This window comes from Bradyrhizobium sp. AZCC 1588, assembly GCF_036924735.1.
Taxonomy (GTDB): Bacteria; Pseudomonadota; Alphaproteobacteria; order Rhizobiales; family Xanthobacteraceae; genus Bradyrhizobium.
Genome location: NZ_JAZHSC010000001.1, coordinates 6,459,762 through 6,474,194, shown reverse-complemented (window position 1 = coordinate 6,474,194; position 14,433 = coordinate 6,459,762). Strand labels below are relative to the sequence as shown.

13 protein-coding genes and 1 pseudogene are annotated in these 14,433 nt (G+C 62.5%); all 14 read right to left on the bottom strand.

Annotated elements, in window-relative coordinates:
* Positions 1–3 precede the first annotated feature (3 nt).
* Positions 4–807 carry an acyl-ACP--UDP-N-acetylglucosamine O-acyltransferase gene (lpxA, locus tag V1277_RS30140; protein ID WP_334419382.1) on the bottom strand — a complete coding sequence of 268 codons (804 nt, stop codon included), beginning with the start codon at positions 805–807 and terminating at the stop codon, positions 4–6.
* Positions 808–979: 172 nt separating this feature from the next.
* Positions 980–1,333: a hypothetical protein gene (locus tag V1277_RS30135; protein WP_334419381.1), complete on the bottom strand. Its 354-nt coding sequence runs from the start codon at positions 1,331–1,333 to the stop codon at positions 980–982.
* A gap of 254 nt (positions 1,334–1,587) precedes the next feature.
* Positions 1,588–2,223, bottom strand: coding sequence for a histidine phosphatase family protein (locus V1277_RS30130; protein WP_334375126.1), 636 nt, complete (start codon positions 2,221–2,223; stop codon positions 1,588–1,590).
* Between the two features lie 146 nt (positions 2,224–2,369).
* Positions 2,370–2,829: pseudogene (gene fabZ, locus V1277_RS30125) on the bottom strand (3-hydroxyacyl-ACP dehydratase FabZ).
* The gene (lpxD, locus tag V1277_RS30120) at positions 2,829–3,896 is read right to left on the bottom strand and encodes a UDP-3-O-(3-hydroxymyristoyl)glucosamine N-acyltransferase (RefSeq protein ID WP_334419380.1); all 1,068 of its coding nucleotides are present in this window, start codon (positions 3,894–3,896) and stop codon (positions 2,829–2,831) included. The pseudogene fabZ and the gene lpxD overlap by 1 nt, the downstream one beginning before the upstream one ends.
* A 127-nt stretch (positions 3,897–4,023) precedes the next feature.
* A complete protein-coding gene (gene bamA, locus V1277_RS30115; RefSeq protein ID WP_334419379.1) occupies positions 4,024–6,573 on the bottom strand; it encodes an outer membrane protein assembly factor BamA in 2,550 nt (849 codons plus the stop codon).
* Between the two features lie 173 nt (positions 6,574–6,746).
* Positions 6,747–7,922 carry an RIP metalloprotease RseP gene (rseP, locus tag V1277_RS30110; protein WP_334419378.1) on the bottom strand — a complete coding sequence of 392 codons (1,176 nt, stop codon included), beginning with the start codon at positions 7,920–7,922 and terminating at the stop codon, positions 6,747–6,749.
* A gap of 43 nt (positions 7,923–7,965) precedes the next feature.
* On the bottom strand, positions 7,966–9,189 hold the full coding sequence (gene dxr, locus V1277_RS30105) for a 1-deoxy-D-xylulose-5-phosphate reductoisomerase (protein ID WP_065747375.1): 1,224 nt from the start codon (positions 9,187–9,189) through the stop codon (positions 7,966–7,968).
* A 4-nt stretch (positions 9,190–9,193) separates the two neighbouring features.
* On the bottom strand, positions 9,194–9,982 hold the full coding sequence (locus tag V1277_RS30100; RefSeq protein WP_442894609.1) for a phosphatidate cytidylyltransferase: 789 nt from the start codon (positions 9,980–9,982) through the stop codon (positions 9,194–9,196).
* A 56-nt stretch (positions 9,983–10,038) separates the two neighbouring features.
* Positions 10,039–10,794, bottom strand: coding sequence for an isoprenyl transferase (locus V1277_RS30095; RefSeq protein ID WP_334419376.1), 756 nt, complete (start codon positions 10,792–10,794; stop codon positions 10,039–10,041).
* A 42-nt stretch (positions 10,795–10,836) separates the two neighbouring features.
* Entirely contained in the window at positions 10,837–11,400 is a 564-nt protein-coding gene (frr, locus tag V1277_RS30090; RefSeq protein WP_057843034.1) for a ribosome recycling factor, read from the bottom strand.
* Positions 11,401–11,470: 70 nt separating this feature from the next.
* Positions 11,471–12,187 (bottom strand): UMP kinase, encoded by a 717-nt coding sequence (gene pyrH / locus V1277_RS30085; protein ID WP_334375120.1) that lies wholly within the window; start codon positions 12,185–12,187, stop codon positions 11,471–11,473.
* 70 nt (positions 12,188–12,257) lie between these two features.
* Entirely contained in the window at positions 12,258–13,184 is a 927-nt protein-coding gene (tsf, locus tag V1277_RS30080; protein ID WP_213250329.1) for a translation elongation factor Ts, read from the bottom strand.
* Between the two features lie 133 nt (positions 13,185–13,317).
* Positions 13,318–14,316 (bottom strand): 30S ribosomal protein S2, encoded by a 999-nt coding sequence (locus V1277_RS30075; RefSeq protein ID WP_057843031.1) that lies wholly within the window; start codon positions 14,314–14,316, stop codon positions 13,318–13,320.
* Between the last annotated feature and the right edge of the window lie 117 nt (positions 14,317–14,433).

The window sequence follows — 14,433 nt, the reverse complement described above, 5'->3', positions numbered from 1 at the left end:
TCATCAAGGTTTGTTGGCGTCGCCGGCGGGAAGGCAGAGCGCGCGATGCTTGCCGTCGCCGATGAAGGCGAGGATTTCGGCGATCGCCGGATCGTCTCCAGCCATCGGCTGCACCGCATTCAGCCGCTCGGCGAAGATGCCGGGACCATGAAACAGCTTCTGGTAGAACGAGCGCACCTTGGCGAGCCGCTCCTTCGTGAACTTGCGGCGCTTCATGCCGATGATGTTCAGCCCTTCGAGGCTGGCATACTGTCCATTGGCGAGCCCGAACGGAATGATGTCGCCGCGGACGCCGCAGACGCCGCCAACCATCACCTGCGGCCCGATCCGCGTGAACTGATGCACGGCAGACAGCCCGCCGATGTAGACGAAATCGCCAATCTCGCAATGACCGCCCAGCGTCGCAGACGTCGCGAAGATAACGTCGCTCCCCACGACGCAATCATGGCCGACGTGGCTGTTGTTCATGAAGTAACCGCGTGCGCCCACCCGCGTGAGGCCACCGCCCTTCTTCGTTCCGATATTCATCGTTACGCCTTCGCGGATGGTGCATCCTTCGCCGACCTCGAGCCGGGTCGGTTCACCGCGATAGCTGAGGTCCTGCGGGGGGCCTCCCAATGCAGCAAACGGGTACATAACACAGCCATCGGCGATGGTCGTATGCCCCGCCACGTTCACATGCGCGATCAACTTGCAATTCGCGCCGATGACGACGTTCGGCCCGATGATGCAATAGGGACCGATTGTCGTCCCCTCGCCGATCACAGCACCATCCTCAACCCGCGCGGTTGGATCGATCGTACCCATCAAGCAGCCCAGCCCATCGATTGCGCGCGAATATCTCGCGTTTTCCGGTGGTTAGCGCGGCATTTCAATGCTGTCTAGTGACGTATGATTACGTCATGTGTCGGGCGCGCAAGGCCTGCAAGATCCATCCGATGCCGTCCGTTCCCCAGCCGAAGGCCGAGACGAGCCCTCGCTATGTCATGCTGCCCGGCAGGAAGCAGCGAATCGAAATCCCGAGCGCGTCCTTCATCGGCCACACCATGGTTCGGCCGGCGCGATTGGGCTCGGTAATCACCGCATCGTCGGGGACGTCGATCCATTGGCCCTCGAGCCGCACGCGGTAATGGCCGTCCTTGGATTCCCAATCGACATCGGAGACAGCAGAGCCATCAGCGTCGGAGCAACATGGCCCCTTTCCGCTCCTGAGGCTGTCGAACCACGACTTGAGCGGGGATTTGGCGTAGCGACCGTCATCGCGGGCTACGGCATGTCCGCCGACAACAATCGCTGCGCCTAGCAGTGCAACACCGACCCAGAGAAATTTCATGCGGCCATCCGGCGACAGATTCCCCACAGCATCTATAAAGCTGCTGGCCGGCTGAAGTTCCCTCAACACGTCATATTTAGGCTGGACCGATCACCCAAAAGTTGATGCACGGTCGAACGGTGTCCTGCTGGTGCGCTTTCCAACGAAAGCCCGCCCGGACTTTGATCCGGAGTAGACACCGGTTCGCGTCAAGAAAACGCGTCAAAACAAGAATCTAAAGCCCGGTTCTGGATTCAATCAGAACCGAAAAGGCTCTAGCTGCCGGTCTGAGCAATCCAATCGCCCGGCTGCACGCGCGCGACCAGGACGGCCGGGCCCGAGCTACTGATCTTGTAGACGAGCGCCTCGCCCTCGCGGATATCGCCAAATTCCTTTCCGAAGGCATCGGCGACGTTGGTCTTGTGCGTCACCACCACATTATTGACGCCGGCTTTCAGAGGCGCATTGACGAGATCGCGGACGGCGCGCCCAATTTTGGCGTTCTTGCCGTCGGGGTTCGCCATCGCCGACGAACTGCCCGCGCCGCTGTCGGTCAGGGCGTCGACGGGAGACACGTCCTTGCCGCTGAGCAGCTTGCCGGTCTCGACCGCGCGGTTTAGCTGGCTTGTGTAGACCTCGCCGATCGGTATGCCAAGTTTTGCGAGCGCAGCCCCAAGGTCGCGCGCCAGCGTGCGGCCCTTCTCGCTCAGTTGGCGCTGTGCGCTCATATCGTCGAATTTGAAGGGGTAAATGTCCTTCTGGCTATCGTCGGTGGCGCCGTGTCGAAACACGATGACGTAGCCACCACCCTTGAGGGAGGTGACAAGACCGTTGAGATCTGCCGCGTAACCTTGCGGCGGCATCAGCAGAAAAATGACCAAACACGAAATGATGGACGCAAACTTGTTCAAGGACGCCTCCGTTAAAAAGCGTGAACCCAAGCCAGGTCTAATCAGCAAATTTCGTCAATCGACCTCGAAAATGGGTTCCACTACCAAGGATTGAACAAAGACATCAGGAAGACGTCAGTTGTGTGGCGGGGTAGATGCAATCAGATTCAATCCGTCAGCATTGCGCCGACGTCGGCTTCCGCAACCACGGCACCATTTACCTTGGCGTCGCCGTGAAACCACCACATCGCCTTGCGGCGGCCGATCGAGCGCATGTGGTACTCGATGGTGTCGCCGGGCATCACCGGCTTGCGGAATTTGCACTTGTCGATGGTGAGGAAATAAACCGCGCGCGGCTTTTCGGTGCCCTCGACCGACTTGATGCCGATCACGCCGGCAGTCTGCGCCCATGGCCTCGATCATCATCACGCCGGGATAGACCGGACGTTCGGGGAAATGGCCGAGAAACGGCGGCTCGTTGAAGGTAACGTTCTTGATGCCGATACCGCTGTAATCGGTCCGGATCTTGATGACCCGATCGATCAGCAGCATTGGATAACGGTGCGGGAGCGTCTTGAGAATCTCGTTGATATCCACGAGCTCAAACCTGACCGGTGCCTCCTCCATCACTCGCGCCCTTCGCCTTTCGGATCGACTGTGCCACCCTGCACCAGCCGCTCCACTGCAATAATCTCCTTGAACCACTGCTTGGTCGGCTTTGCAAAGAAACCACCCCAGCGGCCGTTGGGCGGAATGTCGTCCTTGACCCCGCTCATCGCCGTCACCTGCGCGCCATCGCCGATCTTGAGGTGGTTGTTGATGCCCACCTTGGCGCCCAGTGCGACGTTGTCACCGATCGTCAGGCTGCCCGCGAGCCCGATCTGGGCCGCGAGCAGGCAGTGCCTGCCGATGGTCACATTGTGGCCGATCTGGACCTGATTGTCGATTTTGGTGCCCTCGCCGATTACCGTATCCCGCAGGCTGCCGCGGTCGATGCAGGTGCCGGCGCCGATTTCGACATCGTTCTGGATCAGGACGCGGCCGGCCTGGGGCACCTTCAGATGGCCCTCGGGGCCGAAGAAAATGAAGCCATAACCATCCTGGCCGATGCTGCAGGCGGGATGGATCAGGACGTTGTTGCCGATCAGGGCGAACTGGATCGCCGTGCGCGCGCCTACATTGCAGTCGCGGCCGATTTTGACGTCGGCGCCGATCACCGCGCCGGCACCGATTACGGTGCCAGTGCCGATCTCGACCCGCGGGCCGATCACCGCGAGCGGATCGACGATGACGCCGTCCTCGAGATGGGCGGACGGGTCGATGATCGCCGATGGCGCGATGCCGTCATTGTCGAACCAGGATTGCGGACGGAGCGCATCGGCGTGCCACTCGCGCGCCAGCTTCACGAAGGCGCGGAACGGCTGGGCCGCCCGCAGCACCGCCACATGGGCGGGCACCTGGGCCTCGAAACGCGGGCTGACCAGGCAAGCGCCGGCTTTGGTCGCCTTGAGCTGATCGGCGTATTTGAGATTGTCGAAGAACGCCAGATGCATCGGACCGGCTTCGTCGAGCGAAGCGAGGCCCCTGATCACATCACCGTCCCGCGCAGGGTCGACCAATACCGCTCCTGTCAACGCGGCCAGCTCGGCCAGCGTTGAGGAAGGAGGTTGTTTGAAGAATATCGGCTGCGCCATTTCACCCGTCGCAGTCCGGCCGCCATTCACACCGGAGAGCCGGCCCCGAAGACGCGAAGCCGAACCCTCCTCTTATTCCTTGGTGTTCTCGTCACGTGGACCTTAGTCCATTTCGCTTCAAGACACCTCAGAACGATGTGCCACCGCCAAACTTGAATTCCTGCACGCGGTCAAACTGGCCCTTCGTAAGCGGAACCGCATAGTCGAAGCGCAGCGGACCGAAGGGCGAGGCCCAGATCAAGCCGACACCCACGGAGGTGCGAACCACATTGCCGTTGTCGTGCTGCAATCCCAAACAGGTCCCGGGAGAGGCCCCGGTCGTCGCGGTCGCCTGCGTCGGCGGGACGCAGCCAGGCACATTGACCTCGCCCGTTGCCGCCCATGACGTCGGACCCTTGTAGTCGAACAGTCCGCCGGCATCGGCATAAACCGAGCCCTTGAGCCCAACTTCCTTCGGTAGGAACCAGAACGGCATCTGCAATTCGAACGAAGCGCCCCAGTACTTGGTGCCGCCGAGCGCGTCACGCGTGCCGAACGGGTTCAAATCGCGCGGACCGATACCATTCGGTGCAAAACCGCGCACCAAGTTCGGACCCATCTGGAAGTGATCCAGCATGCGCAGTTCGCTGCCGCCGAACTGGTTGAGAATACCGCCCTGGAGATGGATCAGGCCGACGATATCGGCGACCAGCGGGGTGTAGTACTTCGCGTCGATCGCCGACTTGATGTACTTCACGTCGCCGCCGACGCCAGCGAAGTCCTGCTTCCAGTCGATCAGCAAGCCGTCAGTCGGGTTCTTGTTGTTGTCCAGCGTGTTGTAGTTCAGCGAATAGCCAACCGACGAGGTCAGCGCCTTGCCGCCCTGCAATTCCCTGCGAACCGGCAGCGAAGCTTCGCCGTCGAAATAGCAGCCGAGACCATTGGTCGAAGTCAGATCGATCCCGAGCGCCGGATTCGCCGCCGCAAATGCCGGGCTGGGGTTGAACAGCGGATTCGGCGAACCGTCTGGCAGGGTCTGAATGTTGTTACAATTCCGCAGGGTATCCGGCAGCGAGATTTCCTGCTGATAGATCGAGTAGCGCAATTGCAGCGCGAGATCTTCGCGCAAGGTGAAGCCGAGCCGCGGGCTGAAGCCAAGCGTCTTGGTGCCGTAGGCGATGTAGCTGTTGGCCAATTGCTCGCGGTAAAACAGATCGAGGCCGAGCGCGACACGATAGTCCAGCAAATAGGGATCGACGAACGACAGCGAACCGCCACGCGCGTACTGACCGTAGGTCACGGCAGCCTTCGCATACAGGCCGCGGCCGAGGAAGTTGCGCTCGGAGATGCTGACTTCGGCGAGTGCGCCGTCCGTGGTCGAATAGCCGCCCGACACCGAGAAGTCGCCGGTCGATTTTTCTTCGAGATCGACAATCAGGATCACGCGATCGGTCGACGAGCCGGGCTCGGTCAGGATCTTCACGCTCTTGAAGAAGTCGAGGTTCTTCAGCCGGCGCTCGGCGCGATCGACCAGGGCGCGGTTGTAGGCGTCGCCTTCGGACAGGTCGAACTCGCGGCGGATCACGTAGTCGCGGGTACGGGTGTTGCCGCGGACGTTGATGCGCTCGATATAGGTTCGCGGGCCTTCGTCGACGGCGAACACGATCGAAACGGTGTGCTGCTCGAAATTGCGATCGCCGCGCGGACGCACTACGGCGAAGGCGTAGCCGCGCCGTGAAGCCTCGATCTGCATTTCCTCGACGGATTTCTCCAGCGCCTCGGCATTGTAAACCGAGCCGACGCTGACGCGCGAGAAGCCGCGCATCGAGGCGGCGTCGAGGGTCGGGATGGAGGTCTGGAAATCGACGGAGGCAACGCGATATTGCTGCCCCTCATCGATCTTGAAGGTGACGAGGAAGCCCTTCTTGTCGGGGTCATATTCGGTCAGCGCGGCGACCACCTGCACGTCGGCGTAACCGTTCTTGAGGTAGAAGCGGCGAATCAGATCGCGGTCCGCCTCGACCCGGTCGGGATCGTAGACGTCGGCGCCGCCGAGGAAGCTCAGAAGGTTCGATTCGCGCGTCTTGATAACGTCTTTGAGGCGATAGGACGAATAGGCGACGTTGCCGATGAACTCGATCGACTTGACGCCGGTTTTGCTGCCTTCGGTGATCGTGAAGATCAGGTCGACGCGGTTGTTCGGCTGCTCGATGATTTCCGGAGTGACGCGCACGTCATAGCGGCCGGAGCGCCGGTAGATTTCGGCGATGCGCTGGGCGTCCGACTGAACCATCGGGCGCGAGAAAGTACCGCGCGGCTTGGACTGGATTTCAGCCGAAAGCTGCTCGTCCTTGACCTTCTTGTTGCCTTCGAAGGCGATGCGCCCGATCACGGCGTTTTCGACGACCGTCACGACCAGCCGGCCGCCGACCTGGTTGATTCGCACGTCCTGGAACAGGCCGGTCTCGATCAGCGCTTTCAGGCCATCGTCGATCTGGGCCTGCCCGAGGCGGCCGCCGGGGCCTGGCTTGAAATAGGAGCGAATGGTCTCGACCTCGACACGCCGGTTCCCTTCAACGACGATCGACGCCGCGGTCTGGGCCGCAGCCGGCACAGACACCAACGCGCCCCCCATCGGCGCGGCCACCATGATCAGAGCGGCCAGCAGACCCCCCCGCACTCGCATTCCCAACATCATGCGCAACGCGCCCTCGTCATTGCACTGCCGGCTCGTACCCCTACGAACCGGCAGAATCCCAAAGTTGCATTGCTTGTAGCCAATTTCGACAGGGGGGCAAACCAGACATCGCGATGCGATTCCAATTTCATTCCAAGACGTTGCCAAAGGGCAACGTCATAAAAAAGCCTCTTCTACGATCTGCCGAACAGCCCCTTCAGCCAGGGCACCTGATGGAAGTCGTTATAGAAGGCGAAGACCATCAGCATCAGGACCAAAACCAGCCCGACTCGGAACCCGTATTCCTGGGATTTTTCCGACAATGGACGCCCGCGGAGCACCTCGGCCGTGTAGAACATAAGGTGACCGCCATCGAGCAAGGGCACCGGGAACAAATTCAACAGCCCGATCGAAATGGACAGCACCGCCGCCAGATGCAGCAGCGGAATGATTCCCAAGGTAGCCACCTGCCCTGAAATCTGCGCGATCCGAATCGGTCCGCCGATCTGGTCCGCGCTCGCCCGGCCGGTAAAAATGTTACCGATGTAGGCCAGCGTCTGCTCGATGACGAACCAGGTTTCCTTGATTCCGAGCCAGAATGCGGTCGCCGGATCGACCTTCTCGGTGGTCACCTCGCCCGGCGAGGTCGCACGGGTAATGCCGAGAATCCCGAGCCGCTGGGTATTTCCGAACGGATCCTTCACTTCGCGCAGTTCCGGCGTGCCATTCAACTGCAGCGTGGAATCACCGCGCTTGACGGTGAAGGTCATGGTCTCGCCGGCGCGAACGCTCACGAAGCGCTGCATGTCGGAGAAGCTGCCGATCTTCTTGCCGTCGATGGCGGTGACGACATCGCCGACCTGAAAGCCCGCCCGCTCGGCGGCGCTGCTGGCTTCGATCTTGTCGACGCGTGCCGTCGTGCTCGGCTTGCCAAAGAAGGTGAAGAGACAGGTGAAAATGACGATCGCCAGAATGAAATTCGCGATCGGACCGGCGGCCACGATGGCTGCGCGCGCGCCGACTTTCTTGTGATGGAAACTGCCCGCGCGCTCTTCCTCGCTCATGCGGGCGAGCGATTCGGCCGATGCCGGCGTCGAGGCTTCCGATTCGTCGCCGAAGAACTTCACGTAGCCGCCGAGCGGGATCGCGGAGATCTTCCAGCGGGTGCCGTGACGGTCGTTGAAGCCGGCAAGTTCCGGCCCGAACCCGAGCGAGAACGTCAACACCTTCACGCCCGCCCAGCGGGCGACCAGGAAGTGGCCGAGTTCATGGAAGAACACGACGATGGTCAGAACGAACAAAAAGGGAATGATGTAGCCGATGAGCCCGTGGCCCAACGTACTGAAACTGCTTAAAAAAAACTCTGACATCAGGTTCCCCTCGACAAGAGCCGATGGCTCCGTCCCCAACCCTCTAGGATGCCTTTAAGGCAATTTGAGGCAATAGGGAGGCGGCTCGATTTCGCGCGTTATGGTCAACGGAGATCGCGTCGTCGGCCGAGCTCAAAGGCGCAAGGTTCCCGGCACGAATCCAGTCGTTGATGGTGGCTTCGACGAGGCGCGCGATCGATCCGAATTTGATCTTTCCGGCGATAAACGCCGCCACCGCCACCTCATTGGCGGCGTTGAATACCGTGGTCGCGCCACGTCCTGTACGTAACGCCTCGTAGGCCAGCCGCAAGCCCGGGAACCGCTCGAAGTCCGGCGCCTCGAACGTGAGCTGGCCGATTTTTGCGAGGTCCAGCCTGGCCGACGGGCCAACGATTCGATCGGGCCATCCAAGGCAGTGCGCGATCGGGATGCGCATGTCGGGCGCGCCGAGCTGCGCAACCACAGAGCGATCGGAGAATTCGACCATGCCGTGGATGATCGACTGCGGATGCACGAGGACGTCGATCTCGTCGGCCGAGAGCGCGAACAGATAGGAGGCTTCGATGACTTCGAGGCCCTTGTTCATCATCGAGGCCGAATCAATGGTGATCTTCTGGCCCATGCTCCAGTTCGGATGCTTCAAGGCCTGCTCAAGCGTCGCCTGCTCGATGTCGGCCGGCGCCCAGGTGCGGAACGGGCCACCGGATGCGGTGATGATCACGCGCACCAATTCCTCCCGATTGCCGGAAGAGAGCGCCTGAAACAGCGCGTTGTGTTCGGAATCCGCCGGGAGGATGCAGGCGCCGGCCTTCGCCGCGCGCTGCATGAAGAAATCGCCGGCACACACCAGGCATTCCTTGTTCGCCAAGGCGACGGCGGCGCCGCGGTCGACCGCAGCGAGCGCCGGCTTCAGCCCGGCCGCGCCGCTCACCGCCGCCATCACCCAGTCGGCGGGACGCGCGGCGGCCTCGATGATCGCGCTTTCGCCGGCGCCGCATTCGATATTCGTGCCTGCCAGCGCATCCTTCAGTTCGCCAAGGCGCGCGGGGTCGGCGATCGCAGCGAATCGCACGCCGAATTCCTTTGCGAGCCTGGCCAGCGCTTCGACATTGGAATTCGCAGTCAGCGCCTCGACCTGATAGCGGTCGCGCGCGCCGCGCAGCAGATCCATGGTGCTGTCGCCGATGGAGCCGGTGGCGCCCAGCACCGTGACGGTGCGTGCATCCGACCAAGCGGCCTTGTTGTTACGCAATGGAACTGCGCTCATCGTTTCACCAAACCATAAGACCGCGACCGACGCCATCGGCGCCGGCCCGCAGAAAGCCGAAAAGTGCCGCCACGACAACGGCTGCGACAAACCCGTCCAGACGATCCATTAGTCCGCCGTGGCCGGGAATGATGTGACTTGAGTCCTTTACGCCAAAACGGCGCTTCACGGCGGATTCGAAGAGGTCGCCGAGCTGCGAAACCACCGAAAGGGCCGCCGAAAGCATCAATAGCGGTCCCATCTTACCGAGACCGAAGGCGGCAAATCCGCCTGCCACGGCCAGACTGGCGGCAAACCCGCCGACGGCGCCGGCCCAGGTCTTTTTCGGGCTGACGCGCGGCCACAGTTTCGGTCCGCCAATACCGCGGCCCGCGAAATAACCGCCACTATCGGTCACCCACACGATCAGCAGCACGAACATCAGGGCGGCAAAACCCTTCACGGAATCCAGACGCACCAGCACCGAGGCAATCTCGGCCGCCGCCGCGTACAGAAATCCGGCCGCCGCCCAGTTTCGCCGCTCCGGCGCGATTGACACGACCGCGACAAAGCCGATGCCGAGCACGATCAGGGCGGCATCGAGCCGGCCGATCGCAAAGCAAACCCCGCCGAGCGCAAGCGCGGCCACGCCCGGGACGATCACACGCGTTGCCCCGGCGAGGCCCACGATCGCGAGCCATTCGACGAACAGGCCGACGGCCGCCAGCGTCACCAGCGCGGCCCACAGCAAGCCGCCCGCATAGGCAATGGCGACCGCAAGCGGGATCAGCACCGCGGCGGCGGCGATCCGCATCACGAGATTGCGCGAATCGGGCGCGCTTGCTGCCGCCGGCGAGGGCTCGGGGTCGGTCACGATCCGGTTTTCGCAACCAGACCGCCGAAGCGGCGTTCCCGCCTCGCATATTCGGCAATGGCGCTTTCGAGCGCGGCCTTGTCGAAATCCGGCCAGTGAATCGGCACGAACACAAGTTCGCTATAGGCCGCCTGCCACATCAGGAAGTTCGACAGCCGCTGTTCGCCGCTGGTGCGGATGATCAGGTCGGGATCGGGAATGTCAGGTGCATCGAGATAGCGGCCGAGCGTATCGGCATCGATCGAGGCGGGATCGCGCTTACCCTCCGCGACTTCACGCGCCAGCCGTTGGGCAGCGCCGGCGATTTCCTGGCGCGATCCGTAATTGAACGCGACCACGAGATTGAGCTTGGTGTTGGCTCTCGTCAGTTCCTCGGCCTCGTTCAAGAGCGTGCAGATATCGGGCTCCAGCCCCTCTCGTTCGCCGATCACGCGCACGCGCACGCCGTCGCGGTGCAGCGTCGCCAGATCGTTGCGGATGAAGCGGCGGAGCAATCCGAACAGATCGCCGATTTCGGTCGCCGGCCGCGACCAGTTTTCGGAGCTGAACGAAAAGATCGTCAGATAGAGCACGCCGAGTTCATGTGCGGCGCGAACGACGCGGCGCAGCGCCTCGACGCCGCGGCGGTGGCCTTCGGCGCGCGGCAAGCCGCGCGCTGCCGCCCAGCGCCCATTTCCGTCCATGATGATCGCCACATGCAACGGGACGGAGCGATCCGGTCCTTCCGTAGCGGGGGCGGCGGCGTTCGGCATTATCTGAATTCCAGGGCCATTCTCAACTCTTAAACGTTGCCATCAAACGGTGAGGATTTCCTTTTCCTTCGCCGCCAGCAACTGATCGATTTCCGCAATCGTTCCGTCGGTCGCCTTCTGCACCTCGTTGGCGAGCCGCTCCTGATCGTCTTCGGAAATCTCGTGATTCTTCTCGAGCTTCTTGACGATATCCAGGCCGTCGCGACGGACGTGGCGAACGGCAACCTTGGCGGCCTCGGCGTATTTATGCGCGACCTTCACCAGTTCCTTGCGCCGTTCCTCGTTAAGCTCGGGAATCCGCAGGCGCAGCACCTGCCCTTCGGTCGCGGGCGAGAGGCCGAGATTGGAATCGACGATCGCCTTCTCCACGGCTTTCACCATCGACTTGTCCCACACCTGGACGGAAAGCAGCCGCGGCTCGGGCACGCTGACGGTGGCGAGCTGGTTGAGCGGCATGTGCGAGCCGTAAGCCTCGACCTGCACCGGCTCCAGCATGGACGCCGCCGCGCGGCCGGTCCGCAAGCCACCGAGCTCGTGCTTGAGCGCATGGGTGGCGCCTTGCATGCGGCGCTTCAATTCGTTGATGTCAAAACCGGGCGTGGGCATAACGCTCTCCCCTCCTTGGAAACCAGCCGCTGGCGTCTTGAAGCCGCGGTTCGAAACTGCAACCGGCCTATCAGCCGGCAACCACCGTGCCGTGGCCGGTCCCGCGCAGGATCGCGCCGATCGAACCCGGCTCGGCGATCGAGAATACGATGATAGGCAGTGACGTCTCGCGGGCAAGCGCGAATGCAGTCGCGTCCATCACCTTGTAGTCGCCGGCGATCGCCTGCGAATGCGTCAGCCGATCAAAACGCTTGGCGGACGGGTCCTTTTTGGGGTCGGCGCTGTAAACGCCGTCGACATTTGTGGCTTTGAGCACCGCCTGCGCCCCGATCTCGGCCGCCCGCAACACCGCCGTGGTGTCGGTGGTGAAGAATGGATTGCCGGTTCCACCGCCGAGCAGGACGATTCGTCCATCCGCGAGATATTTGTGCGCTGCAGTGCGGGTGAAGACCTCGGAAATCTCAGGCATTACGAACGCCGACAGGGTCCGCGCCGGCGCCCCCTTGCGCTCGATGGCAGCCTCCAGCGCCAGGCAGTTCATCACGGTGGCGAGCATGCCCATGGTGTCGCCGGTCGGGCGCGAAACGCCGCGCGAGGACACTTCCACGCCGCGAACGATGTTGCCGCCACCGATCACGACGGCCACCTCGACGCCGAGCTTGTGGGCCGCGATCAGGTCGTCGGCGATGCGGTCAACGGTAGGCTGGTCGATGCCGAAGAAATGGCCACCTGCGAGATACTCGCCTGAGAGCTTGATCACGACGCGACGATAGACCGGCTCAGCCATTGCTTACGCTTCCCTCTCCCGCGCAGGCGACTTCCGGCGCATTTGCGCCGGAAGACTGTGACCGCAGCGGTTACTTCTTGCCGCTGGCCGCCGCGACTTCGGCTGCGAAATCGGATTCCTGCTTTTCGATTCCCTCGCCGAGAGCATAGCGCACAAATCCGGCAATCTTCACAGGCGCGCCGATCTTGCCTTCGGCTTCCTTCAGAGCTTGCGCGACCGACTTGCCCTTTTCGTCGTGGATGAACGCCTGCTCCAACAGACAGACTTCCTTGTAATAGGTCTTCAGGCCGGACTCGACGATCTTCTCGATCACGTTTTCCGGCTTGCCCTGCTGGCGATACTTGTCGGCCAGCACGTCCTTTTCGCGCTTCACGATCTCGGGGTCGAGGCCGGACGGATCCAGCGCCTGCGGATTGGTCGCAGCCACATGCATGGCAAGCTGACGTCCGAGATGCGCGAGTTCATCGGTCTTGCCGGTTGATTCAAGCGCGACCAGCACGCCCATCTTGCCGGCGCCATCGATCACGGCGCCATGGATGTAGCTCGACACCACGCCCTTGCCGACCTCAAGCGAGGCGGCACGGCGCAGCGTCATGTTCTCGCCGATGGTGGCGATGGCGTCCGAAATCGCGGTTTCGACGGTGACGCTGCCGACCTTTGCCGCCTTGATCTTCTCGACGTCGGCGCCAACGTCGAGCGCGACCTGCGCGATCATCTTGACGAGACCCTGGAACTGCTCATTGCGGGCGACGAAATCCGTCTCGGAATTGACTTCGACCACGACGCCCTTGACGCCCGAGGTGACCGCGCCGATCAGGCCTTCGGCCGCGACGCGGCCGGCCTTCTTCGCGGCCTTCGAGAGGCCCTTCTTGCGCAGCCAGTCCTGGGCACCCTGCATGTCGCCCGCGGTTTCGGTGAGCGCTGCCTTGCAGTCCATCATGCCTGCGCCAGTCGACTCGCGCAGTTCCTTGACCATTGCCGCAGTGATCGTTGCCATCGTCGAATATCCTTCTTGCCTGTGAGCTGCGGGCGCGGCGCGCGCTTTGCGCCGTGCCGTCGTCAGCTACAGGGAATGCCGTATCTGGGGAGCAGGACCGGCGGCCGGAAGACCCGGCCACGCGGCGAACCAATTATTCCGCTTCCGCGGTCAGCGTCTTGGCCTGGGCGACCCAGGCATCGGCCCGGCTCGGAAGACCAACCTCTTCACCGATCTTGTGCGCGGTGTCGTGGTCGAGTTCGGCAAGCTGCCAGTAATGGAAGATGCCGAGGTCGTTGAGCTTCTTCTCGATCGTACCCGACACGCCGGTGAGCTTCTTGAGGTTGTCGGCGGTGCCGCGCGGACCGGCCAGTCCCTGGAAGCCGGTCGGCTGGGGCGCTGCCGGAACTTCCTCACGGACCGGCTGAACGGCCGCGCCGATATCGATGCCGGAGTCGCCCTGCGCGCGCGAAATGCCGTCGATGGCGGCGCGGGCAATCAGGTCGCAATACAGCGAAATGGCGCGGCCGGCGTCGTCATTGCCCGGCACCACGAAGGTGATGCCCTTGGGGTCCGAGTTGGTGTCGACGATCGCGGCAACGGGAATGTTGAGCCGCTGCGCTTCCTGGATCGCGATGTCTTCCTTGTTGGTGTCGATCACGAAGATCATGTCGGGAAGACCGCCCATGTCCTTGATACCACCGAGCGAGCGGTCGAGCTTGTCGCGCTCGCGCTGCAGCGTCAGCCGCTCCTTCTTGGTGTAGGAGTTGGCCTCGCCCGACGACAGCACCTCATCGAGGTGACGCAGGCGCTTGATCGATCCCGAAATCGTCTTCCAGTTGGTCAGCGTGCCGCCGAGCCAGCGCGAATTGACGAAATACTGCGCCGAGCGCTTGGCCGCCTCGGCAACGCCGTCCTGCGCCTGGCGCTTGGTGCCGACGAACAGGATGCGGCCGCCCTTGGCAACCGTGTCGGAAACCGCCTGCAGCGCGCGATGCAGCATCGGCACGGTCTGGGCGAGGTCGATGATGTGGATGTTGTTGCGGGCACCGAAAATGTAATCCGCCATCTTCGGATTCCAGCGGTGCGATTGGTGGCCAAAGTGGACGCCAGCTTCCAAGAGCTGACGCATGGAAAAATCGGGTAGCGCCATCGTGATAGTTCTCCGGTTGGTTCCTCCGGAAACGTGTGAGCAAACGAGCCTGACTGGCCCGGTTGCCACCGGACGGCCTTGAGAGCCATGTTTCCGTGTGAGATGGCGCGCTATATA